This window comes from Humibacillus xanthopallidus (genome assembly GCF_006716675.1).
GTDB lineage: Bacteria > Actinomycetota > Actinomycetes > Actinomycetales > Dermatophilaceae > Humibacillus > Humibacillus xanthopallidus_B.
Genome location: NZ_VFPM01000006.1, coordinates 48,212 through 71,323, shown reverse-complemented (window position 1 = coordinate 71,323; position 23,112 = coordinate 48,212). Strand labels below are relative to the sequence as shown.

Genomic DNA, 23,112 nt, shown 5'->3' with positions numbered 1-23,112 from the left:
GTTGGGGCGACACCCTCCAGGCGCTGGTGCTCATGACGGTTGCGCCGCACGCCTCCCCCGGTGACCCGTTGGCGATGGGAAGATGCCCAGCGAGAGGCACCGGACGGCATACGGCAGCGGGAGAACGAGCCACGTGAGCAGGCGAGCACACAAGCGGGGCAGGGGTGACGCGCGGCTGCGCGTCGTGCACGGCGGGGCGGCCCAGCCGAAGCGCGGGACGACCGTGGCTGGCGATGCGATGCAGCCGCTCATCCTCGACCTGCGTCGCAGGCTGCGCGACGACGACCCGTGGTCGTTCCTGGCCTTCGTGTCGACGATCGTCCAGGTCGCTGGACCAAATGACGCAGACGGCACCAACACCACCGGCTCAAGCGTCGGGCTCGCAGGCCTCGTCGAGTCCTTCATCGGCGTCGACCTCGCCGAGACGACCGCAGCGCTGACGGCCCTCGCCGTTCTCGTGCCGGACCCAGAGATCGTCGATGACATCGACCAGGAGCTCGCCCACCGACGGCAGCCGATGCCCTTGTGGCTGAGGGACCTTCGCGAACTGCGCGTCAGCAGGGCGCATCTCATGTCTGCCGATGACGACCTCGGCGCCAATGTCGTCCTCGACGTCGAGTGGTCGGGAGGTGGCGGGGCGTCCTTCCTCGTCTACGTCGACCACCGGCTCGGCACCGTGGTGCGTGACGCCTTCCCGACGCCCGTTCCCATCGAGAGCGTCCTGGGCCAGATCACCGACTCGTCCCCCGAGGAGGAGCAGCCGACCTTCGAGGAGATCGACCTGGCGCAGGCGCGGCGCCTCATCGAGCAGGCCCTCGACGCGAGCGACGAGGACGACTGGGACCCTGCGTCAGACACGTGGCCGGCGGCCCGGCCGATCCTCGACTGGCTGCTCGGCACGATGCCCGAGGGCGGCAAGGGCTGGGCCCAGCTCGACGGCCGCAAGGACTTCGACGACCCCCGCGATCTCATCGTCCTCGACGAGGAGTCCGCGCTCGACGAGCTCGTCGAGACGCTCCTCGACTCACGACGAGAGCTCGTCGACCAGTTCGCGTCGTCGACGGCGGCGTCTCTGGCGGGACTGGATCTGTCGCGCGACCGGGATCAGGCGGCCCTGGCCCTCATCGTCGGGACCTCCGGGCCCATGCCCGATGACGAGTTCCTCCACTGGACGCCAGACCGCCTGGGCGACTTCCTCTTCGGCCTGCTCCCTCGCACCCTGCTTGTCGACGAGCACATCGCCCGGCGAATCCCTGAGCTGCTCAAGGCTTTTGCCGTCTGGTGCATGGGGCAGGCCGATGCGGCAGATGCAGACATCGTCGCGGTGCGCAAGGCCGTCGACGAGTTCGGGCCGGACTACGTCGGCCTCGTCACGTCCTTCGAGGCGCTGCGGCTGCGCGAAGCCGTGAAGGACTACGCGGCCCTCCTCGGCGACCCAGTGGGCATCGTGCCGGTGCTCGAGAGCTCGGAGGCCTTCGACTGGACGGAGTTCGTGCTCGACCAGGCAGCGGACCACGTCGGGGGGCGGGAGGCTCTCGCGGCCCTCGACTCCGATCCGCTGCCCGACGAGGACTTCGACTGGTCAGTCGTGCCCGCCGACATCACCGAGCCGGTGGCCGAGACGGTCAGACTGCTCGACAACTTCGCGACCGAGCGCTTCGACGTCGAGTTCCGCACCGCCTGTCGCCGGTTCCTCGCCACCGTCGTCGCGGGCGACCCCGGCATCTTTCGCCGACGTGGGTCGACCGCGAGCGCGGCAGCCGTGGTGGCCTGGCTCGTGGGTCGCGCCAACGGGATCGTCGTCAGCGGCTCTTACGGCATCACGGCCGGCGAGCTCTGGGCGCACTTCGGCATCAAGGGCGCATCGTCGCGCGGCCCCATGTTCCGCAAGGCCGCCGGCCTCGACCCCTACGCCACGACCACCTCGCTCGGCCGCCCGGATTGGCTGACGAGCGCCGCGCGACGCGACCTCATTCGCCGCCGCGAGAGGGCGCTCGCCGAGCAGGGCCCCATGTACTGACAGGATGCGCGGCGGACGTATGCCGCCCGCCGCGCACCCTGACCGAGGCTGAGTCCGCGCCCGGCGGGTCCCGTCTCGATCAGGACGCGCCCATCACCCCGTCACGCTCTCCAGGAGGGGCGCCTCGCTGACCGAGGGCGTGAGGACGAGGCGGTCACCCTCCCAGCTCACGACATACGGGTCGGTGATCTCGCCGATGAAGGAGCCGCCGGTCTCGTTGCGGAAGGCCATGAACTTCGTCTCGCCCGTCTCGCGGTCGGCGATGAACTTTCCGACGTAGAGGCTCGGGTCGTCGATCCGCTGTGCACCGGCGATGTCGTAGGGCCCGAGCGGTGACTCGGCCGTGGCGATCCACACGCCACCCTCGGTGCCCGTCGCCTTCAAACGGTCGGACGCGTCGCCGGCGAGGCAGTTGAAGAGCAGCACCTGCCGACCGTCGACTACGAAGGGCTGGAGCACCTCGAGCTGCCCGAACCCCTGGCCGGGCGAGGTCAACGGCTCCCGCAGCTCCCAGTTCTCGAGGTCCGCCGACCACGCGTGCCCCACGACACCACGGTCCACCGTCTCAGCGAGATCCGAAGCAGGCCCCACCGCCGACCGGGCCGTGATGAGCATGTGCCAGCCGTCCCCGTCGGGGTCGGCGAAGACCCACGGGTCACGGAATGCTTCGTCGTGCCAGTTCCCCTCGGGCGCGGGCGCGAACCTTTCGTACCACTCGCCGTCCGCGCGCAGCACCGGTCCGGGCGCCTTGTCCCACGTGTAGAGGTCGGACGAGACGGCATACCCGATGGACTGGACGTTGGCCCCGTCAGCGTTCAGCGACGCCCCGGTGTAGAACATGAACCACCGCCCGTCCGGGTGTTGCACGACCGACCCGGTCCACGTGGCGAGGTCGTCGAAGGCCGGCGCGTCCGAGCGCACGAGCGCATCCACGACCCGCTCCCAGTGCACGAGGTCGTCCGACACCGCGTGGCCGACGGAGGCGCGGTAGTGCCGCGCGTGCGGGTCGCGAAGCGCGCGAGACGCATACAGGAAGAAGAGGTGGTAGCGGTCGCCGTCGTCGACGGTCCAGAAGTCCCACACCCACGCCTCGGGAAGCTTGAACACGACTCAGCCTTTCACGCCACTGCTGGCGATGGAGTTGATGAAGGACCGCTGGAAGGCGATGAAGAGAATGAGCACGGGCGCGGTGATCATCGTGGCGTACGCCATGATCTGCCCCCACGAGGTGTTGAGCTGCTTGAAGTAGTCGATGCCGACCATGACCGGCCGCAGCTCCTCGGACTGAACGGCCATGAGCGGCCAGAGGTACTGGTTCCACATCGGCAGGAACGTCAGGATCGCGACGGTCGCGACGGCCGGCCCCGACAGGGGCATGATGATGCTGCGGTAGATGCGGAACCAGCCCGCACCGTCGACCTTCGCGGCCTCGTCGAGCTCCTTCGGGATGGAGTCGAAGTACTGGTAGAAGAGGAAGATCGAGAAGGCGTTCGCGATGAAGGGGATGATCTGCACCTGGTAGGTGTCGAGCCAGCCCTGGCTGAACCCGTCTGGTCCGAGGAAGGGCAGCTGGTTCGACCACCACAGCAACGGCAGCGCGAGCGTCTCGAAAGGCACGATGAGCGTGGCGAGGATGATGCCGAGCACGATGCCAGCGCCCTTGAACCCGATCCGGGCCAGCGCGAAGGCGGCCATCGAGTTGACGAGGATGCCGAACACGACGGTCACCACGGTGATGACGACCGAGTTCATCATGAACTGCGCGAACGGGACCCGGCCGAAGACGCCGCTGTAGTTGGCGGTCGAGATGTCCCCGGTGGGCAGGAAGGCCTTGATGCTGCCCAGGTCGTCGAAGATCTGCAGGTCGGGCTTGAAGCTCGAGACGAGCATGAACAGCAGCGGCAACCCGAAGACGAGGCAGAGAATGATGCGCAACAGCATCCCCAGACCCGCCCGGGCCCGGTGCGACCGCTCGCCGCTGCGGTGGTGCTCCGGGGCGGCGGTCTCGGCGACGTGGGCCAGGGTCTCGCTGGCGGCTGTGGCGCTCATCGGACGACGTCCTTGTCTCGGGTGAAGTAGCGGTTGACGAGGGTGACAGCGAGCACGAGGACGAAGAACGCGAGCGAGATCGCCGACGCGTAGCCGGTCTGTTGCTGCTGGAAGCCGGTTCGCACCGCCATCAGCACCAGCGTCGAGGTCGAGTCGAGCGGGCCACCCTGGGTCATGATGTTGACCTGGGTGAACAGCGCGAACGCCGAGATCGTGATGGTGATGAGGATGAACGTGCGGGTCGCGCGCAGGCCCGGCCACGTGACGTAGCGGAACTTCTGCCAGGTGTCGGCGCCGTCGAGGTCGGCCGCCTCGTAGAGGTCCCCGGGGATGGTCTGCAGCCCGGAGAGCCAGATGACCATGTGGAAGCCCATGGCCTGCCACGCCGACATGAGGATGATCGCGAGCAGGGCCGTGTGCGGGTCGCCGAGCCAGTCGGGCCCCTGGATGCCGAAGCGGGCCAGCGCCTGGTTGATGAGGCCGTTGGGCTGGTAGAGGAAGAGCCAGAGCATCGACACGACGACCATCGAGGTGACGACGGGCAGGAAGTAGACGGTGCGGAAGAAGTTGACACCGCGCATCTTCACGTTGACGAGCAGCGCCAGCCCGAGGGCACAGGCCGACTGCAGCGGAACGATGACCACTGCGAAGATGATCGTGTTGCGCAACGACGCCCAGAAGGTCTCGTCGTCGAAGAGCCGCGTGAAGTTGTCGACACCGACGAACTCGGCCGGGCGCGGCGAGATGAGCCGGGCGTTGGTGAAGGCCAGCCCGAACGTCAGACCGATCGGGATGAGCAGGAACGTGATCAGCAGGACCGCAGCGGGCAGCAGCATGAGCAGCGCCGTGGTGGTCGACGAGCGAGAGCCCTTCATGGGCTTGCGCTTTCGCGCCGTGGCAGCCGGAGCGCTCGCGCTCTCAGCCGCGGTGATGGTCGACATTGTCCATCCCTTTCGTGGGTCAGCGTGCGGTCACTTGCAGGGCTTCGAGCAGGGGTATGCCGTCCGGCGGGCTGGCGGGAAGAGCGCGCGGTCACGCTGCCCCTCCTGCCGCACCCGGCGGCATACCCCTGCTCAGGAGCTCACTGGAAGTAGCCGTTGGACTTCTGGTTGGCGTCGATGTTCTTGACGGCCGAGTCGAGGGCCTGCTTGGGGTCGGCCCCGTTGAGGATGTCCTGCGCGGTCTTGGTGAACTCCGTTGCGATGAACGGGTACCCAGGAGTCACGGGGCGCAGCACGGCGAACTTCTTGGCGTAGTCGAGGAAGATGCGGTTCTCGCCGCCCTCCTCGTAGCCCTTGACCTGCGCGGCGGCCGCGTCGGTCGCGGGGATGTTGTTCGTGTCACGAGCGACGCTCGCGACGTACTTGTCCTGGGCCGCGAACTTCATGTAGTCGAGCGCGCCGGCCTGGTCGGAGCAGTTCTGCGAGATGCCCCACTGCCACGAGCCGCCACCGATCTTGGGGCCGTTGCCGAGGTCCGGCGGCGGGAGGAAGAGGGTGTCCTTGCCGAAGGCCTTGCGCGTGTCGACTGCCGTCCAGGTGCCGTTGTAGAGCATCGCCGACTTGCCGTTGATGAAGTCCTTGGCCGGGTCAGCGCCGGACTTGAGCGGCACGAGGCCGTCCGTGACGAGGCTGCGGAACCACGTCGCCCAGGCGACTGCCTGCGGGCCGTTGAGGACGCCCTCGGCGCTCTTGTACTCCTTGCGGTCGATGAGGTCGCCGCCGAAGCTCTGGAGCATCGGCGAGTACGCGTAGGGCCACCACTCGCCGGTGAAGCTCGTCGCGATGTCGAGCGGGTTCTGGAAGTCGCCGGAGGCCTTGATCTTCTTCAGCGCCGCGTCGAACTCGTCCTTGGTCCACGGCTGGTCGGCCGTCGGGATGCGGATGCCGTACTTGTCGAGGATCGTCTTGCGGGTGACCATGACGAGCGCGACGTCGTAGTAGCCGTACGAGTACGTCTTGTTGTCGTACTTGCCGAGCACGGTCGGGAGGTACTTCGACAGCGTGTCGTCGAGGCCCTCGAGCGGGGCGAGGTAGCCCGCCCAGGCCCAGTTGGGCACGTTGGGGCCGTCGATGTCGAGGATGCACGGCAGTTTCTTGCTGGCGGCGGCGGCCACGACGGACTGGTTGTAGGAGTCCTGCGGGAAGGCCTGGATCTTGACCTTGTACTTGCTCTGGCTCGCGTTGTAGTCGTTGACGATCGCCGTGATGGCCCCGAGCTCGGCCTTGTTGCCGGCGTTGTGGGTCCACATCGTCAGCTCGCCGCCGCCGGAGGCGTCGCTCGAGCTGCTGCCGCCCTTGCCGCAGGCAGCCATCGTGAGGGGGAGCGCGGCTGCGAGCAGGCCGACGGCAACGCGCTTGGTGGTCGAGGTGTGTGTCATCGGTTCCTCCGGGGTGGGAAGGTCAGCGCCACTGCTAAAACCTTTCAGCAACAGACCGTAGCGGCTCGGGAACCGCGACACAAGAGTTTGCTAAAACCTTTTCACCTGCGAAGACGTGTCACTGTCCGTTTCGGGGTGGGTTACGCTGGCCCACGGGTGCCACGGACGGCGCCACACGGCATACGGGCTGCTCTGGCGCCCGCACGAGGGGGTGGACGTGACCAAGCGACCGACGCTCGCCGACGTCGCCGCGCGCGCAGGACTGTCGAAGACGGCCGTGAGCCTCGTGCTCAACGACCGACCCGGCTCGCGCCTGTCGGCCGATGCCGTCGCGCGCATCCACGAGGCCGCGCGCGAGCTCAACTACCGACCCAACGCGGCCGCGCGCTCGCTGCGCCTCGGCCGCACCGGCACCGTCGGCTTCATCTCCGACGAGGTGACGATCACCCGCTTTGCCTCCGCCATGATCCGCGGCCTGCTCGACGTCGCCGACGAGAACGAGAACGGCGTGCTCATCGCCGAGACCGGCAACCACCCCAAGCAGCTGGCCAAGGCGCTGGAGTTCATGGTCGACCGCCAGGTCGACGGCCTCGTCTTCGGCGCCCTCACCGCCCGCCTGCTCGAGCTGCCCACGCTCCCCGAGTCGATGCGCGCCGTTACCGTCAACTGCGTGAGCCCCACCGTGCCCACCGCAGTCCTCCCCTCGGAGGAGGAGGCGGGGTATGCCGTCGCCCGCCAGCTGCTTGACGCCGGCCATGGTGCCGGGCTGGCAATCCTCGGCAATGCGCCCGTGGCGCAGTCAGATCCGCATGTCTCGGTGACGATCGGACGCCGCTTCAACGGGATTCACCGCGCACTCTCCGAAGCCGGAGTGACACCAGTGGCCGTCGAGGACTTCGAGTTCTGGGAGCCGTGGCACGGCTATGACGCGGCGAAGAAGGTGCTCGAGTCCGGTGCGCCGGTGACGGGGCTCATCTGCCTCAACGACCGTGTCGCGTTCGGTGCGCAGCAGGCGCTGACGGAGCGGGGGCTGCGCGTGCCCGACGACGTGTCCATCGCATCCTTCGACGACGACGAGATCGCCTCCTACATGCGGCCCGCGCTCACGACGGCGCGGCTGCCCTACGAGGAGATGGGTCGTCAGGCCATGGAGCTGCTGCTGCGACCTGACGACGCGACAGGCGAGCACCTCGTCGAGATGCCGCTCCAGGTGCGGGGGTCGGTCCGCTCGCTGGGCTGAGCTGGCACTGCTGGGGTTTGCGGGCCTATCCACAGGGGGATGCGGCGTCGGGACTCCGCGGACGAGCACTGTCGGTGGTCGCCTCTAGTGTCGTTTCATGGCAGAGAACGCAGACGTGCTCGAGCTCCTGAGGAGCCGGCTCGCCGACCTGGAGACGCGGCAGCGCTCCGGTGTCGGCACGTCCGCGACCGACTTCTGGCACCGCCTCACGGGCGGTATGCCATCCGGCCCGTCCGGCCCGTCCGCGCCCGACACGTCCTCCGCGACCGCGTCGGGCCCGTCGCGACCGTCTGTGACGACTGCACCCGCGGAGGCTGACGGGGCGGGCGTGTGGGCCGAGTGGGGCAGGACCACGAGCGGCCCGGCAGAGCCGGGGCCGTCCCAAGGATCGACGGGGACGTCGCGGCGCAGGCCGAGCCGCCGGGTCGCGCCGCAGGTGCGGCCGGTGACCTCGCCGCGGGGGCCGTGGTCCGGGGTGCCTGCGGAGGTGCTGGACTCGATCGACCCGCAAGGACTCGAGCCCCTGACCGAGACGGAGTGGCTCGCGATGGTCGACGACCCGGACTGGATCGAGGCCACCGCCGCCCGCGCCGCAACGTGGGACAGCGACCGCAGCCGCGCCGACGCCCGCCAGGCTGTGCAGCTCGACGCCGTCGTCGGCCGGTCCCTGACCGCTCACGCCGACACCGACCTCGCGGCCGCGGCCGAGCGGGTCGCCGCGCAGCGCGCCACCCTCGAGGTCACCCTCGTCACCATCGTCTCCGAGCTGGTCTCCCGCGGCGTCGACACCCCCGACGGGCTCTCACGGGTCGACTGGCTCCGCCGCCACGACCCCTCCCTCACCGCCGCCCAGGCCAAAGCCCTCGTCACCGTCGGCACCGCCCTGACCGACCCCCGCTGGGCGCACCTGCGCCTGCTCGTCACCACCGGGCAGGTCACCGCCGGCAACGCCGCCCAGATCCTCGACTTCCACACCCGCACCGCCCCGGTCGCCGACGATGGCGACCTCACCACCGCCCTCACCGACCTCACCGACCAAGCCCGCCAGCTCCGCCCCGAGGAGCTGGCCCGGCTCGTGCGCCACCACACCGAACAGATCACACCGCCCCGCGACCAGGACGACCTCGACCACCGCCGGCGCACCGCGCGGGGGCTGTGGTTCACCCCACCCAACGCCACCGGCATGGTCGGCCTGCGCGGCACCCTCGACCCCGAAGGCGCCGCCATCCTCAAGTCCGCCATCGACCCCCTCTCACTCCCCCACCCCGAAAGAGACGAACACGGCCACACCATCACCGCCGACGACCGCACCCCCGCCCGCCGCCGGATGGACGCCCTGCTGGCCATGCTCCAACGTGGCGTCGCCTCCGCCGACCGGGTGCCGACCACCGACAAGGCGAAAGTCGTCGTCCTCATCGACCTCGACACCCTCCTCACCGACCTGAGCGACGACCTCGGCGACCACATCGGCGACGACATCCCCGACGCGTTCCGCCGCAAGCCCCCCACCAGCACCCGCACCGGCACAGCCACCGGCACGGGAACCGGGACTGGCATCACCCTCAGCGGCGACGTCCTGTCACCGGGCGTGGTGCGCCGCATGGCCTGCGACGCCCAGATCATCCCCATGGTCCTCGGCGGCGACAGCAAACCCCTCGACGTCGGCCAGCGCAGACGCCTCTTCACCCGCTCCCAGCGCCTCGCCCTCGGCGTGCGCGACAAGGGCTGCAGCTGGCAAGGCTGCACCATGCCCCCGAGCTGGTGCGACGCCCACCACGTCACCCACTGGGCCCTCGGCGGCCCCACCGACCTGCTCAACGCCGCCCTGCTGTGCCCGAGACACCACACCGAGGTCCACCGCCGCAACCTCACCGCGACAGTCACCGCCCACGGCGTCACCTGGCACACCTGAACCACCCGCCCCAATCCCCGCCGAGACCAGCGGGGACTGAGGCATGCCCGCAGCCGTCTGAGAGCCGTTTGCAGGGTCGTCGGGTACGAAGGGGGACGAGCCCAACCCACCCAAGGAGCCGCCATGCCTCTCGTGCGCATCGACGTCATCGAAGGACGGTCCGACGATGACCTCCGCCGCCTCGCCGACACCGTCCAGGACGTCCTCGTCGAGCACTTCGCCGCACCGGAGCGCGACCGCTACCAGGTCATCCACGAGCACCGGCCAGGCCGCATCATCGCGCTCGACACCGGCCTCGGCTTCGAGCGCACCGACGAGGTGGTGGTCATCCAGATCACCCAACAGGGGCGCGACGAGCAGCAGAAGAAGGCGCTCTACGCCGCCCTCGCCGAGCAGCTCGAAGCGCGCTGCGGCCTCGCCCCGACCGACCTCGTCGTCTCCGTCGTCGAGAACACGCCCGCCGACTGGTCCTTCGGCCTCGGCCGCGCGCAGTTCCTCGAGGGTGACCTGTAGCCCGCTCGGCTCTGCCGCGATCGGCGGTAGGCCGCTCTCCTGGTTCTGCCGGCAACCTCGGTAGCGGTCAGGCGGGGTCGGCGCTGACTCTTCCCCCGTGCGCGAGGGGGCCGTCACCCAAGTCGAGCTCCGGGGCGTCGCTGCGCGACAGGGTGATCATGGCTCGTTCGATGAGCTCGCTGCGCTCCAGGCGGCGACCCAGCTCGGTGAGCCGGCCGGCGACGTGCGCCTCGGTGTCGTCGCCGGTCAGGTCGACTGCGGCCACCAGGAAGACCTTGCTCGGTCCGACGAACTCGAGGTGGAGAAAGGTGACGCGCTCCACCTCTCCGCTGGCGTGCAGCTCGTCGTAGGCACGGCGCCACAGCTCTGGGCGCACGGTCTCACCGACGAGGAAGTCACGGTTGCGACCGATGAGGAAGATCGCGACGACGCCGAGGAGCAGTCCGACGAGGATCGAGCCGATCGCGTCGTAGACCGCGTTTCCCGTGATCTGGTGCAGGAGGATGCCGAGTCCCGCGATGACGAGACCGACGAGCGCCGCCGCATCCTCGGCGAAGACGGCACGCAAGGTCGGGTTCGACGTGTTGGCGATGAACCGCAGCGGCCGCAGCCCGAGCCGGCGTGCCTCGGCCCGCGTCTGGCGGGTCGCCTGGAAGAAGGAGACGCTCTCGAGGATGAAGGCGATGGCGAGAACGGCATACGCCCAGAAGTACGACGTCTCCGGCTCCTCATGACCGAGTGCCGTGATGCCGTGCCAGACCGAGACGACGGCGCCGGCTCCGAAGAGCCCGAAGGCCGCGAACATCGACCACACGTAGGCCTCGCGCCCGTAGCCGAACGGGTGCCCGGCATCGCGCGGCTTCGCGGCCCGGCGCTCGGCGATGAGCAGGAAGATCTCGTTGCCCGCGTCGGCCCACGAGTGCGCGGCCTCGGCGACCATCGAGGCCGAGCCGGTGATGACGGCGACGATCGACTTCGCGACGGCGATGAGGGCGTTGGCGACCAGCGCGATGATGACGGTGAGCATGCTCTCGCCCCCGCCGGCCTGCTCTCCCTTCCCCCCGCGCTCAGCCGTCTCCCCGTGCTCGCCCGTCTTCGCGGTCGCGTCCGTCTCCCCATGTTCTATCTCGGACATCAGCTCTCCACCTCTGCGAACTCGCGCCACTCGACGTCAGACAGGTCGGCGTCGGCCGTCGAGGCGGGAGCCTCGCGCCACAGGGGGATTCGTGCCCCCGCCCGCGCGAAGATCGGGATCCGGTCGAGCGGGGCGGCCGCCGTGATCGTCTGGCCGCCCTCGTGGAGCTCACCGGAGTGCCAGTCGTACCAGTGCCCCCGCGGCAGGTAGACATCGCGCGACGTGACGCCGGGCTCGTAAACGGGTGCGACGAGCAGGTCCCGGCCGAAGAGGTACTCGTCGTCCGCGGCGACGGCCGCGGGGTCGTCCTGGTGGTCGAGCACGAGCGGCCGCTGCACCGGCTCACCCGTGGCGACCGCGTGCTCGAAGGCGGCATGGATGTAGGGCATGAGCCGGTAGCGCAGCCGCACCGCCTCGCGTGCGATGTCGAGCACCTCGGGCCCGAACGACCACGGGTACTGGTCGATGTTCCCTGTCTCGGAGTGGTTGCGGCAGAAGGGGGTCAGCGTGCCGGCCTGCATCCACCGGGCGAAGAGCTCGGGGTTGCTGTTGCCCTGGAAGCCGCCGATGTCAGCCCCGACGAAGGGCTGGCCCGACAGGCCGAAGCCGCAGGCCATGGGCACGCTGAGCCACAGGTGGTCCCACCGGGCCTGGTTGTCACCCATCCAGTTCGCGGCATAGCGCTGGATGCCCGCGAAGCCGGCCCGCGAGAGGATGAAGGTCGGCTCACCGGGGCGGGCCCGGTTCAGGCCCTCGTGCGTCCCCATGGCCATGAGCAGCGCGTACTGGTTGTGGTAGCGCTCGTGCGACTCTCGACCGTGGTCGAATCGCATTGCCCCAGGGGGGATCTCACCGGTCGCAGGCTCGTTCATGTCGTTCCAGATGCCGGCAAGACCCGACTCCACGTGCGCAGCGTTGAGCGTTCCCCACCACTCCCGCGCCTCAGGAGTCGCGAAGTCGGGGAAGGCCGTGTTGCCCGGCCAGACCTGGCCGATGTAGGTGTCACCGCCCTCGGTGCGACAGAAGACGTCGCGCGCGAGTCCGTCGTCGTAGACCTCGTAGCCGGGGTCGTGCTTGACCCCGGGGTCGACGATGGTGACGACCTTGAACCCCTTGTCCCGCAAGCGAACCAGCATCGCTGAGGGGTCAGGGAAGAGCTTCTCGTCCCACGTAAAGACGCGGTAGCCGTCCATGTAGTCGATGTCGAGCCACAGCGCGTCGCACGGGAAGCCCTCCGCGCGAAGCCGGTCGCCGAGAGCCACGAGGTCGTCCTGCGAGTAGGCCTGCCAACGGCACTGGTGGTAGCCGAGCGCCCAGAGCGGCGGCATCGAGGCGCGCCCCGTGAGCCAGGTGTAGGCCCCGAGCACCGAGGGCATGGCGGGGCCGGCGAAGACGTACTCCGTCCACTGGCCGCCCGCGAACGCGATGCCGAAGTCGGCCTCGCGACTCAGCTCGTAGTAGCCGCGGTAGCCGTTGTCGACGAACGAACCGCCCATGGCCGCAGAGGGATTGCTCTGGTGGTAGAGGAAGGGGATGTTGACGTAGTACGGGTCGAACTCCGTGCTCGACATGTCGGACCGGGGGTCGGCCTGCTCGAGACCGGCGCGGAACTCCGCCGTCGCATGCTCGTTGAGCACGTCGGTGTTCCACATCGTGAAGTCGCGGCCGCGACGGTCGAGGCGACCACCCTTCTCACCCAGCCCGAAGAACGCGTCGTCCGGCCCGCACACCCGCCGCGTCGTCCACGAGTCGTTGAGCGTCGCATAGGTCCAGTAGCGCCCCTCCTCGTCAGCGGCCGTCTCGAGCACCGCTGAGCCGTCGGCCCGGTGCACGTCGACGCGGAAGGGGTCGAGCCACACCGAGACCGTCAGCTCATCGGTGACGACGCGCCACACCTGCTCGCCCGGCTCGGCCAACCACGCGACGTCAGCGGCGAGCGGGTCGACGCACACGGCATACGTCGGCTGGTCGTCGAAGGCGCCGCCGCGGCTCATCCGCAGGCGCACGACGTCGGGGCGGCACACCTCGACGCGGAAGCGCTCGCCGTGCACGTCGGCCTCGATGCCGCGGTGGGTCTCGCGCACGCTCGAGACGCGCTCGAAACGGATGAAGTGGTCGGTCCTCAGCATCGCTGTCCTCGCTCGGGGTCGGTGGCGGCGACCACCAACGTATGCCGTCCGGCGGGGCTCGCGCGCCCCCTCCGACCCGTCGTACCCACGACGCGCTCCGGCCCATCCGGGACGCGTGCGGACGGCTGGCCGCGCGGCCCGACTGCAGAGGGCTGCTGGTCGGGTCAGGCAGGCTGCGGCGGGCCGATCCGGGGGTGACGCACCTCGGCGCCGGTCGCGACCGGCGAGTGCCTGGACGCGCGCAGCACTGTCGCGACCAGCCGGGGGTGCACGAGCGCGGTCGGCGGGTCGGCGAGCTGGAGGACGCGGTTGAACGCGCGAGCGACGGGGACCGACACGTGCGAGGCCCGCACCACCCGCTGGAGGTAGCCGTTGAGCTCTGCCGTTCCGAGGGGGCGAGGACCGACCGTCGCGGGGTGGCCGAAGTCGCCACCGACGGCGATGCGCCAAGGGACGTCGATGATGCGAGCAGCTTTGCGGTGGAAGCGCTTCGGCAGCTCGGGCGACAGGACGCCGATCCGCGAGGCGACGTCTCCGAGGGCTGCTGCCTGCAACGCGGACGACGTCATCCCCTGCCCGTAGATGGGGTCGAAGCTGCTCGACGCGTCGCCGAGGGTCACGAGCCCGGGCAGGAGGTCGCGCACCTTCTCGTAGTGTCGCCGCTGGCTCGAGGGGAACCGGTAGGTCGCCGTCTCGGAGAGCCGCTCGCACCGCTCGATGAGCTGGCCGACGGCAGGCGACGGCAAGCTGGCCGCGAAGGCGGCGATGCCGTCGTCGGTGGCGGGCGGCACGTCGCCGTGGACACCCGCGAGGGTCACCTGCCACCGGCCGCCCTCGACGGGAAGCACGGCGCCCGCACGGAAGGAGCCGGGGTTGTCGAAGCAGACGAGGAAGTGGCCCTCGAAGTCGCCGGGCGTGCGGCGCATCGTGAAGGACGTGTAGCCGATGTCGATGCCGACGCGAGTCACCGGGGGCTCGAGGACGTGCGCCTGCGCGAGGTCGTGGGCGAAGCGCGAGCTGCGACCGGAGCAGTCGACGACGAGGTCGGCGGGCCGCTCCCGACCGTCGGCGACGACCCCCGTCACGTGGCGCGCGGAGCGCATCACCTGCGTCACGGTCACGCCCTGCTCCATGGAGACCCCGGGCAGGGCCGCGACCCGCGAGCGCACCACCTGCTCCAGCAGCGGGCGAGTCTGGGAGAGGCCCGGACGACCCCAGTCGCCGCGGGCCCGGTAGGCGCCACCCTGGTGGACCCACGCCCCCGTGCCGTCGACACGGACGGCCCCGCGGCTCTCGAGCTCCTCCTCGATGCCGGGGAACCAGTCACGCAGCAGGTCGAGACCCGCCGACAGGAGCAGGTGCAGGTGGCGGCCCTGCGGCACGCGCCCACGCGGCGTCGCGGTCTCGGGCAGCTGGTCGCGCTCGAGGACGACGACCGACTCGGCATGAGGGGCCAGCGCGCGTGCCGAGAGCAGCCCGGCCAGGCTGCCGCCCACGACGACGACCCGCCCCTGGTGCTGCGCTGCCATGTCCGCCACCTCATCTCCCCGGAGTCGTGGGATGGACCTGTCTGCCAAGGCTAGGGGGACGGCGCCCCCCTGACCCTCGATCGACAGAGCAGTCCGTCATCAGCCGGCGCACTCCCGCGCGCACTCCCCGGCCGACGAAGTGCTCTTTCGATTGGGCTCGGTGGTGTCGGCCCGCCCACGGACCCGCCGCGGGGGGTTGGATGGGGTCATGACCGAGAGCCCTGACCCGGCCCAGCCGTGCACCCGCGTCGCCGCCGATGCGCTGACCCCCGCCGACCCGACCCCGGGCATGAGCCGGCAGGTCGCCCTGCACACCGAGGCGATGTGGTCGGGCACGGTCGACACGGAGTCGGGGGCCGTCACCGGCTGGCACCACCACGGCGACCACGACACGACCCTCTACATCGTCTCGGGCCGGATGCGCCTCGAGTCGGGACCGGGCGGCGAGCACGTCGTCGAGGCCGGGCCCGGTGACTTCCTCCGGGTGCCGGCGGGAGCGGTGCACCGCGAGTCCAACCCCGGTGACGAGACGTCGCGCGCCGTCATCGTGCGTTGCGGGTCGGGCACACCGACCGTCAACGTCGACGGCCCCGCGCCTGCGGAGGGCTGAGCAGTGCAGCTCTCGCTCCACGTCACCGGCGACGCCGATCCCGCGACGGCGTGGGAGCGCTACGCGGACCTCGACGCCTGGACGCAGTGGTCGCCCCAGATCCAGCGGGTCGACACCGGACCGGTGCACGACGTGGGGGTCTCCCCCGACGCGTACGACGACACGGACGGCGAGCAGGAGGCGCTCGACGAGGCTGAGCCCTCCCCACCCACTCCCGGCACCGACCCGGCGCCGCGTCGCATCGCGCCCGGCCTGCGTGGCGTCGTCATCGGGCCGGTCGGTGTGCACGTGCCCTTCGAGGTGCTGGCGGTCGACGAGGCGGCGATGACGTGGACCTGGCGGGTGCGGGCCGTGCTCGCGGAGCTGACCCTCGAGCACTCGGTCACCCCCGACGGCGGCGGATGCCGCACCGACCTCACGATCATCGGGCCCCCTCCGCTCGTCGTCGGCTACGCCCCGGTCGCGCGCTTCGCCCTGACCCGCCTCGTCCGCCCCTGAACCACCCTTGACCCAGCTCTGTCCCAGCCGCGCCCGGGCGTCAGCGCGTCGCCGGGTTCAGCGCAGACCGGCAGGCCGCGACGATCTCGTGCAGCGAGCGGTCGACGTCGCGGGCCGGGTCGAGCGCGGTGACCTCGCGGTCCGGCCCGAGCAGCCGTATGCCGTCCGGTGCAGCCGAGGCAACGAGCAGCGGCAGCGGGTCGGCCTCCGGGTGACGCAGCGCCACGTCCTCGCGGTCGAACGTGCCGACGTAGATCGGCTCGACACCGGCGTTGTTGCGCGTCGGGCGCACCACGACGACGTTCACGTCGTCCGCACCCGGCGCGACACTGTCGACCTGCTTGGTGGCCGCGAGCACTGCGGAGGCCAGCCCGGCGGCATACACCTGCTGGCGCTCGCGCGGTGTGCGCGGCCGGCGAGACCGGCGCCCGTTGCTGCCCTCCACGACCTCGTCGGCGACGACGACCATCGGCGCGAAGCGCAGCAGCACCGTCACGTAGGCACGATTCGTCGTCGCGTCGGTGCCGGCGTCGAGGCAGGTGAGGTCGGCACGGCTGAGGCGAAGCGCCTCGTCGACGACCGCGACCACCGTTGCCGGGTCGTGGGCCGAGAGCAGCAACCAGGCGGCATCGGCGAGCGCCTGACGCCGCTGCGAGTGCAGGTCCCGTGCCACCCGACTCGCCTGCAGGAGCTTCTCGGCCGGCTCCGCCGACGACGCCCTCGCCGCGGCGAGCTCTCCCCGCGAAGGCCGCTCGACACCGCCCAGCGCGGACTCGAGGCAGCGCTGCCGGACGGCGGCCTCCTCGTCCGGATCGAGGGGTGGCAGCGGAGGAACGACCGGTCGACGGATCGAGGGGAACGACCGCCGGTGCAGCGACAGCAGGTCGCGCTCGACAGCGAGCGCCGCATCGAGGTCCTGGTCGCGGCGGGCGTCGAGGGCGCGCTTGGTCAGGCTCGCGATCTCGACTCCCACGACCGGCGTGTTGACCGGGCCCCCTCCGCCCGCCGAGCCACCGCTCCCGCCGCGCGCGCCACGCCACCGGAAGAAGCCGCGCCGCCCGGCGCCCGTTCCGGAGCCGGAACCCGTGCCCGTGCCCGACCCCGCGCGCGCGCCATCACCCCCTCCGGCACTGCCACGAGCAGTACCGGCGCTCCCCGGGTCGGAGCGGCCGACGGCGGCCTCGACCGCGGGCGCGAGCACCTCCGACAGCGCGAGCGCGGCCGGTCCGCCGACCTTGAACTGCGCCCGCACACCGGAACCGTCGCGGACGAGCCGCAGGAGCGGGGACAGCCGGATGCCCGGAGGCGCTGCAGCCGCTTCGTCGCTCGCCGCAGCGACGTCTGCTGCGGCGTGCGCGACCGTTCCCTCGTCGAGCGCCCCCGTGGCGAGATGGTGCGGCCCCGACTCGTCGAGCATCGACTCCGCGCGGGCCGACGCCGGCACGTAGTACTCCCGGCCCGCCTTGGTACGCATTGCGGGCGCGGGGGCCCGCTCGGCGGCATACCCCGTCTGGCCGGTGCCGTAGGACGCGCCCTCGCGGGCGCGCTCCGGGAAGAGGGCGGCGAGCGACACCGTCGACTGCGCGGCGCGGGTCGCGACCGGGAACGACGGGCGCCCCGAGCGGACGGTCACCTGCGGACCGGCGGGGTTTGCCGGGCGCGCGGTGACGGTCCACCACGACCAGCCGTCGGGCGGCGCGGGCCACGCGGGGTCGGGCAGCCAGTCGTCGCTCGGCAGCCAGGTCGCCGGCGGCGCCGGCCACCCCGGCGGCGGGTTGAATCGAATGGTCAACGGCAGGTCCCCTCGCCACGCCTCGTGGCCCACCCCCGCGGGCATCATCGCGCATCAGCCGCGGCGTGGCGCGGCCCGGCTGACCCCGTCCACACAGCGTGTTGGCAGCGTAACGCGCCCTTCGTCCCGTGAGCCCCGCAAGGACCCGCCGGTATGCCGTCCGGCCCGGCCGCTGCCCCACGTGGCGTGAGCGTGGGCGGCGTGGGGGTCGGTGAGCCGGGCGGGGTTTGAGGCCCGGGTCAGTGACGGCTCAGTGCACGCGACGGCGGGCCCGGAGGCTGACGACGAGGGCGAGTACAGCGCAGGCCGGCACGACGACGAAGAGCGTGACGGCCCCGGCCCTGGCCTGCTCGGCGGCGAGCGCGGTGAGCCACGGCAGGTCGAGCCGGGCGAACACGTCTCCAGCGAGCAGCACCGACGTGCGGGCGAGCCACAGCGCCGCCGCGAAGGCTGCCGCGACGACGACTCCGAGGCAGACCAGCGCCTGGCGGGGCACCGCAGCCGTGGGCGCGAGGATCGAAGCCGACCAGATGACCCCGGCGAGGAGCGATCCGCCGAGCATCGTCAGGTGGCCGGGGTGGGTGGTGAGGGCGAGCTCGAGCATCCCGGTGCCGGTGAGGACCACGAGCGTCACGAGCAGGAGCACCGTCGCCACGACGGGTCGGAGCACCCACGCCGCGGCTCGGGAGCGCGTCACCGCGACGACGAGCTCGCGCGGTCCGAGGGTGCCGTCGTCGCGGGCGGCGAGCGCCCGCTCGGCCAGGGTGACGGGGGCGCCGGCCACGATGAGCGGAGCCACGACGAAGACGAGGACGAGCAGCAGGGCGAGGTGCCACGAGATCGACACCCGCGCATAGACCCCGAGCGGGCCCCCGGTCGCCCAGGCGAGGAGCAGCCAGCCGAGCACCCAGGCCGCCGAGCGTCCCCGCGGCCACCGGATCTCGGCAGCCGCCGACCGTGCGCTGGGACCTGCCGACTCGGGTGCCTCACGGGACGCGCGGCGGGCCTGCGCGGAGGCCAGGCGAGCGGCAACGACGCCACCCGCATACAGGCCGAGGGCGACGATCACGGCACCGAGCACGAGCCAGTCGGCGCGCCACACCTCCCACCACGCGGTGGTGGTGGGGTCGGGCGGCGCGGGGAAGCCGGTGGTCAGCAGGGTCGGGGTCGGGTCCGGGAAGTCCTCGGGCACCGGTGGGGCGCTGCGACCGAGGGCGGTTGCGATGCCGAAGGCCATCCCCATGAGCGCCACCTCGGCCACGGCGAGCCGCAGGAACGGACGACCCCGCGGCCCGGCGCCGAGCTCGGCGATGGTCGAGCGGCGGTGCCACCACCCGGCCGCGCCGAGCACGACGAAGAGGACGAGCTTGGCGACGATGAGCAGGCCGTAGGGCGTGCCGAGGTCGGACCATGCACCGAGCCGGGTCGTCGTGGCGAGGACCCCCGACGCGCCGACGGCGACATAGGACCACAGGGCGAGGGTCGAGTAGCGGCCCGCGACGACGGCGAGGTGGCGCGCGAAGGTGCGGTGCAGCGTGACGAGGACGATGAGCCCACCGACCCACGTCGTGGCCCCGATGAGGTGCAGGCCCATCGCGTTGACGGAGGTCTCGTGGTCATCGGAGGTGCCGGTGTGACTGGCCAGCCCGAGCACGACGATGCCCACAACAGCGATCGCCGCGAGCCATGCCGCGGCCGCCCGGCTCCGGGCGAGCGCCGCTCCGCTGGTGACGACGAGGGCGCAGGCGGCGCTGATGAGACCGACGCGGGTCGCGTCGATCTGCCAGACGAGGCTCGCCAGCTGGGCGCCGAGGGCCGGGCTCGTCAGGGGCAGGCCGGCAGCATCGGCGAAGGTCAGCACCACCCCGGCGAGCGCGGTGAGCGTCCACCCGACACCGGCGACCGTCGCGAGCCGCATGGCCGGCGCCGTGGCCGCAGAGCCGTCGGGGCCGCTGCCGCCCCGGCGGGGCGGCCCGGAGTCGGGCACGAGCGACGCCGCGAAGAGGAGGGCGCCCAGGGTCACGGCCGCTGCCACGTCGTGACCGACCCGCACGACCGGCACCGACCATCGCACGAGGGGTCCGGCGTCCTCGACGAAGACGAGAGGGTCCATCGCCCCGGTCGACCAGGCGGCGACGACGCACGCGAGCACACCGGTGAGCACCGCGACCCACGGTGTGAGCGACGGTGACAGCCCGCGCTGCCGGTGCGAGGGACTCGTCATCGCGACGAGTTCACGAAGCCGATGATGATCGCCCCCCACCAGCCGACCTGCGAGATGACGGTCGCCGTCATCATGAGGCGCCAGTCGCGACGGGGCAGGTCGACCGGCTTGACGTATGCCGGCAGCTGGGCCATGCGCCGCCGCAGGGCTGACATCGCGGCACCGTTCCACGCGACGGCCAGCACGAGCACGAGCTTCGTGACGGTCAGGGGCGAGTGAAGGTTCGGGTGCAGGAGAGCGCCCGTCGCGATGAGGCCGGCGAGCCCGCCCCAGATGAGCGGGCCCGCCCCGGCGGCGAGGCGGGTCGACTCAGTCAGGCCACGGCGGCCGGCGAGCCAGAGGAGGCCGTGCCAGTCGATGACGAGCACCGCGCCGAAGGCGACGACGAGGGAGAGCACGTGGAGCGACTGCGCGACGGGGCGCAGCTCGTAGGTGGCCGGCACGATCGTCGACACCCACAGCGCGGCGACGAGCCCGGTGAGGATGATCGGGAACCGGTAGGCCGGCAGGAGCGACGACAGCGCCGGGAAGATGTCGTCGCCCGGGTGCAACGGGATGCGGTCGGCCGGCGCCTCGACCTGGCGGTGCGCTTCCGGGCCCGGCTCCGAGAGGTCGGCCTCGAGCGGCAGCCCTCCTGGGCGGGGGAACATCTCGAGGATGGCATCGAGCATGGCGAGCACGTGGCGCTCGTCATGACCAGTCGCCTTTGCCGTGCTCGCCGCCGCCTCGGACAGTGAACTCGCCGACGCTGCGGTCGGTGAACCGGACGGGCCGGCCGGCAGCGGCACCTGAAGGGGCGCCGCAGAGGTCACCGGCGGGTGGGGCGACGAGGCAGAGATCGGCGACGCGGTCGCCGACCCGGCGGGCGCGGGCGGCGACGCGGCGGGCCTGGGAAGCGACTCGGCGGGCGCAGGCGGCGGCTCGGCGGACGCAGGCGGCGACGCGGCGGGCGTGGGCAGCGACTCGGCGGGCGCAGGCCCGCGCGTGGAGACGCCCTGGTCGCCATCCGCGGCCCCACCACCTTCCACGACGGTCGTTCCCACCTCACCCGCACCGGCGGTCCGCACCCAGCGACGCAGGGTGCTGGCACTGACCCCGAGCTCACTCGCCACGTCGGAGAGCCGGGCGTCGGGCTCGTTGGCCCGCTTGACGGCATACCGCCGGAAGGAGTCGTCGTAGCGGCGTGGCGAGCGCCCAGCGCGACCCGCGGACGCGGGCTCGTCGCCGGAAGGCAGCACGCCCATGGCGATCACCAGCCCCACTCCCCGAGACTCACAGCCACCAGGACCCATCTGGACTCGCTCGGAGGATAGCGCCGAAACCGGCATACGCATCGGGAGTGACCACGGACTGCACCCGGATCAAGGCCGCAGATCGGTCACACCACTCACCTCCTGCGGATATCGTGGAGCGAGTCATGCAGGGCGGTGGGGGCCGTGACGCCTGCGCGACGGTGAGCAGCGAGGGGCGCCAATGGGCCAACAACCGCAGACGCGGCGTGAGATGAAAGAGGCACAGCGAGGGCGGGGATGGCTCGTCCCTGCTGTCATCGGCGTGCTCGCGATCGCGGTGATCGGTGCCGCGGTGTGGTTCGGCAAGGGGCTGCTCACCTCGAGCGAGCCGACGGGGTCCCCCTCCGCGATCGCCGGCGCGACGAGCAGCCCGGCGCCGTCGACCTCGCTCCCGACGACCTCCGTCCCCGAGACGACGGCGCCGCCCACCTCGGAGGCCGACCCGCTGGCCGCCGCCGTCGCGTCGTGCCGCGCGGCCTGGAAGACCCAGGCCGCCGCGCGCAACGACGCCTACCGCTCGCTGCGCCAGTGGGACGCACACCTCAAGATCATGAACGACCTGCAGGCGGGAAAGATCACGCTCGCGCAGGCCAAGGCCGCGTGGCCCAAGACGACGGAGCAGGCGGCGGAGAACATCGTGGCCTTCCGCAACGCCGACAAGGCGCTCGCTGCCTCCCAGGACACGTGCGCGGTCGACGCCGCGGCCGCCGGCCCCAAGGCCGACGCCGTGCGCCAGTGCGCGGCCTCGATGAAGACCGTCGACGGTGTGCTCGCCAAGGCGCGCGTCGCGATCGCTCCGTGGGAGACCCACCTCAAGGACCAGTCGCACTTCAAGGCGGGCGGCATGACCCCTGCTGCGGCCGAGGCGGCGTGGCGCGTTCTCTGGCAGAAGGGCCTCGCCACCCTGCCGCCGTGGAGCGCCGTCGCGCAGCAGGGACAGGCGGTGCCCTGCAACCTGCCCGCCTGATCGCCGCTCGGCTCAGGGGTGACTCGGGGGTCGCTCCGGGTCGACCCCGATGGGCACCGGCGCCCCGGGTCGCCACGCTGGAGACATGACGACGAGCACCCTCCCGACCCGAGCCACCGCTGCGCGCGTCGACTCCCCCGTCGCCTCGCGGCACCCCGCTGTGGCGGCGGACCGTGTGCCGCAGCTCGCCCTCGTCGCACCCCTCCTCCTCTTCACCCACGGCATCCTCGCGTGGGTGGACGGCATCGGCGCCGCCGACCCGACCGAGACGCAGGGCAGCGTGCTCGCGATCGTCGCGGGCGGCATACTCGTGCTTGCTGTTGCGGGGTTCGCCTCTCTCGCCGGCATGCTCGCGGCGCGCAGCGGGCGGTCGGAGATCGCCGTGCCCGTGGCCCTTCTGAGTGCCTTCGGCGCCGGGGCTGCCGCCGCCGTGTGGGTCCTCCGGTCGACCGGCTGGCTCGTCGACCCGCTGCCCTCGGGGCTCACCACGGGTGGGGCCGTGGTGACGGCTCTCGCGCTCGGCCTCGCCCTCGTCGTGCACACCGCCGAGGGGCGTATGCCGTCCGGTTCCCTCGCGCTCGCCGGTGGTGCGGGTGCGCTGCTCGCCCTGCCGCTCGGTCTCGAGCCGCTCGGAGCCCTCGTCCTGCTCATCGCGCTCGCCCCGCTCACCCGTCCGGTGCAGGAGCGTCGGCCAGCAGCCTGAGCCGGCGCCGCACGGGCCGCCCGGGCCGCCCGGGCCGACCGGTGTGGGTGACCCGGTATTCGTAGGCCGATGAAACTGGGCGGATGGTTTGACGCGCGCGCCGGCCCCTCGTGACCAAG

Annotated in this window: 18 protein-coding genes; 8 read left to right on the top strand and 10 right to left on the bottom strand. The window is 71.6% G+C overall.

The window, feature by feature from the left end:
• Positions 1 to 133 precede the first annotated feature (133 nt).
• Positions 134 to 2,020 carry a DUF6398 domain-containing protein gene (locus FBY41_RS22915; protein ID WP_141847600.1) on the top strand — a complete coding sequence of 629 codons (1,887 nt, stop codon included), beginning with the start codon at positions 134 to 136 and terminating at the stop codon, positions 2,018 to 2,020.
• 93 nt (positions 2,021 to 2,113) lie between these two features.
• Here FBY41_RS22915 and FBY41_RS22910 read toward each other — a convergent pair whose 3' ends face one another.
• From FBY41_RS22910 to FBY41_RS22895, 4 genes are all read right to left on the bottom strand, one after another.
• A complete protein-coding gene (locus tag FBY41_RS22910; RefSeq protein ID WP_141847598.1) occupies positions 2,114 to 3,127 on the bottom strand; it encodes a glycosyl hydrolase family 32 in 1,014 nt (337 codons plus the stop codon).
• Between the two features lie 3 nt (positions 3,128 to 3,130).
• A complete protein-coding gene (locus FBY41_RS22905; RefSeq protein ID WP_185749228.1) occupies positions 3,131 to 4,069 on the bottom strand; it encodes a carbohydrate ABC transporter permease in 939 nt (312 codons plus the stop codon).
• A complete protein-coding gene (locus FBY41_RS22900; protein ID WP_141847596.1) occupies positions 4,066 to 5,010 on the bottom strand; it encodes a carbohydrate ABC transporter permease in 945 nt (314 codons plus the stop codon). The genes FBY41_RS22905 and FBY41_RS22900 overlap by 4 nt, the downstream gene beginning before the upstream one ends.
• Positions 5,011 to 5,150: 140 nt before the next feature.
• Positions 5,151 to 6,449, bottom strand: a complete 1,299-nt coding sequence (locus FBY41_RS22895) for an ABC transporter substrate-binding protein (protein ID WP_141847594.1) — start codon at positions 6,447 to 6,449, stop codon at positions 5,151 to 5,153.
• Between the two features lie 217 nt (positions 6,450 to 6,666).
• On the opposite strand from FBY41_RS22895, the gene FBY41_RS22890 reads away from it, so the two are divergent.
• From FBY41_RS22890 to FBY41_RS22880, 3 genes are all read left to right on the top strand, one after another.
• A complete protein-coding gene (locus FBY41_RS22890) occupies positions 6,667 to 7,689 on the top strand; it encodes a LacI family DNA-binding transcriptional regulator (RefSeq protein ID WP_260439986.1) in 1,023 nt (340 codons plus the stop codon).
• A gap of 97 nt (positions 7,690 to 7,786) precedes the next feature.
• The gene (locus FBY41_RS22885) at positions 7,787 to 9,601 is read left to right on the top strand and encodes an HNH endonuclease signature motif containing protein (RefSeq protein ID WP_260439985.1); all 1,815 of its coding nucleotides are present in this window, start codon (positions 7,787 to 7,789) and stop codon (positions 9,599 to 9,601) included.
• Between the two features lie 123 nt (positions 9,602 to 9,724).
• Positions 9,725 to 10,114, top strand: coding sequence for a tautomerase family protein (locus tag FBY41_RS22880; protein ID WP_141847592.1), 390 nt, complete (start codon positions 9,725 to 9,727; stop codon positions 10,112 to 10,114).
• 67 nt (positions 10,115 to 10,181) lie between these two features.
• Here FBY41_RS22880 and FBY41_RS22875 read toward each other — a convergent pair whose 3' ends face one another.
• The 3 genes from FBY41_RS22875 to FBY41_RS22865 form a co-directional block, all read right to left on the bottom strand.
• Positions 10,182 to 11,249 carry a cation diffusion facilitator family transporter gene (locus tag FBY41_RS22875; protein WP_311769428.1) on the bottom strand — a complete coding sequence of 356 codons (1,068 nt, stop codon included), beginning with the start codon at positions 11,247 to 11,249 and terminating at the stop codon, positions 10,182 to 10,184.
• Positions 11,249 to 13,378 carry a glycoside hydrolase family 31 protein gene (locus tag FBY41_RS22870; protein WP_141847590.1) on the bottom strand — a complete coding sequence of 710 codons (2,130 nt, stop codon included), beginning with the start codon at positions 13,376 to 13,378 and terminating at the stop codon, positions 11,249 to 11,251. Before FBY41_RS22870 ends, FBY41_RS22875 begins: the two co-directional genes overlap by 1 nt.
• 164 nt (positions 13,379 to 13,542) lie before the next feature.
• The gene (locus FBY41_RS22865; RefSeq protein ID WP_141847588.1) at positions 13,543 to 14,907 is read right to left on the bottom strand and encodes an FAD-dependent oxidoreductase; all 1,365 of its coding nucleotides are present in this window, start codon (positions 14,905 to 14,907) and stop codon (positions 13,543 to 13,545) included.
• Between the two features lie 208 nt (positions 14,908 to 15,115).
• On the opposite strand from FBY41_RS22865, the gene FBY41_RS22860 reads away from it, so the two are divergent.
• The gene (locus FBY41_RS22860; RefSeq protein ID WP_141847586.1) at positions 15,116 to 15,517 is read left to right on the top strand and encodes a cupin domain-containing protein; all 402 of its coding nucleotides are present in this window, start codon (positions 15,116 to 15,118) and stop codon (positions 15,515 to 15,517) included.
• 3 nt (positions 15,518 to 15,520) lie between these two features.
• Positions 15,521 to 16,015: an SRPBCC family protein gene (locus FBY41_RS22855; protein ID WP_141847584.1), complete on the top strand. Its 495-nt coding sequence runs from the start codon at positions 15,521 to 15,523 to the stop codon at positions 16,013 to 16,015.
• A 40-nt stretch (positions 16,016 to 16,055) separates the two neighbouring features.
• On the opposite strand, the gene FBY41_RS22850 is transcribed toward FBY41_RS22855, so the two are convergent.
• The 3 genes from FBY41_RS22850 to FBY41_RS22840 all read right to left on the bottom strand — a co-directional run bounded on the left by FBY41_RS22850 (position 16,056) and on the right by FBY41_RS22840 (position 21,293).
• Positions 16,056 to 17,807 carry a hypothetical protein gene (locus FBY41_RS22850; protein WP_141847582.1) on the bottom strand — a complete coding sequence of 584 codons (1,752 nt, stop codon included), beginning with the start codon at positions 17,805 to 17,807 and terminating at the stop codon, positions 16,056 to 16,058.
• Positions 17,808 to 18,057: 250 nt separating this feature from the next.
• Positions 18,058 to 20,031 (bottom strand): bifunctional copper resistance protein CopD/cytochrome c oxidase assembly protein, encoded by a 1,974-nt coding sequence (locus FBY41_RS22845; RefSeq protein ID WP_141847576.1) that lies wholly within the window; start codon positions 20,029 to 20,031, stop codon positions 18,058 to 18,060.
• Positions 20,028 to 21,293 carry a transposase gene (locus FBY41_RS22840; protein WP_185749227.1) on the bottom strand — a complete coding sequence of 422 codons (1,266 nt, stop codon included), beginning with the start codon at positions 21,291 to 21,293 and terminating at the stop codon, positions 20,028 to 20,030. The genes FBY41_RS22845 and FBY41_RS22840 overlap by 4 nt, the downstream gene beginning before the upstream one ends.
• Before the next feature lie 241 nt (positions 21,294 to 21,534).
• Here FBY41_RS22840 and FBY41_RS22835 point away from each other — a divergent pair, with 241 nt between their 5' ends.
• Positions 21,535 to 22,290, top strand: coding sequence for a hypothetical protein (locus FBY41_RS22835; protein ID WP_141847572.1), 756 nt, complete (start codon positions 21,535 to 21,537; stop codon positions 22,288 to 22,290).
• A gap of 85 nt (positions 22,291 to 22,375) precedes the next feature.
• On the top strand, positions 22,376 to 22,993 hold the full coding sequence (locus tag FBY41_RS22830; protein ID WP_141847570.1) for a hypothetical protein: 618 nt from the start codon (positions 22,376 to 22,378) through the stop codon (positions 22,991 to 22,993).
• Positions 22,994 to 23,112 lie beyond the last annotated feature (119 nt).

Coding starts and splice junctions, on each gene's coding strand:
- FBY41_RS22845 (WP_141847576.1), bottom strand. CDS start 20,031: ATGACGAGTCCCTCGCACCGGCAGCGCGGGCTGTCACCGTCGCTCACA.
- FBY41_RS22835 (WP_141847572.1), top strand. CDS start 21,535: ATGAAAGAGGCACAGCGAGGGCGGGGATGGCTCGTCCCTGCTGTCATC.
- FBY41_RS22905 (WP_185749228.1), bottom strand. CDS start 4,069: ATGAGCGCCACAGCCGCCAGCGAGACCCTGGCCCACGTCGCCGAGACC.
- FBY41_RS22880 (WP_141847592.1), top strand. CDS start 9,725: ATGCCTCTCGTGCGCATCGACGTCATCGAAGGACGGTCCGACGATGAC.
- FBY41_RS22865 (WP_141847588.1), bottom strand. CDS start 14,907: ATGGCAGCGCAGCACCAGGGGCGGGTCGTCGTCGTGGGCGGCAGCCTG.
- FBY41_RS22860 (WP_141847586.1), top strand. CDS start 15,116: ATGACCGAGAGCCCTGACCCGGCCCAGCCGTGCACCCGCGTCGCCGCC.
- FBY41_RS22900 (WP_141847596.1), bottom strand. CDS start 5,010: ATGTCGACCATCACCGCGGCTGAGAGCGCGAGCGCTCCGGCTGCCACG.
- FBY41_RS22830 (WP_141847570.1), top strand. CDS start 22,376: ATGACGACGAGCACCCTCCCGACCCGAGCCACCGCTGCGCGCGTCGAC.
- FBY41_RS22885 (WP_260439985.1), top strand. CDS start 7,787: ATGGCAGAGAACGCAGACGTGCTCGAGCTCCTGAGGAGCCGGCTCGCC.
- FBY41_RS22875 (WP_311769428.1), bottom strand. CDS start 11,249: ATGTCCGAGATAGAACATGGGGAGACGGACGCGACCGCGAAGACGGGC.
- FBY41_RS22895 (WP_141847594.1), bottom strand. CDS start 6,449: ATGACACACACCTCGACCACCAAGCGCGTTGCCGTCGGCCTGCTCGCA.
- FBY41_RS22870 (WP_141847590.1), bottom strand. CDS start 13,378: ATGCTGAGGACCGACCACTTCATCCGTTTCGAGCGCGTCTCGAGCGTG.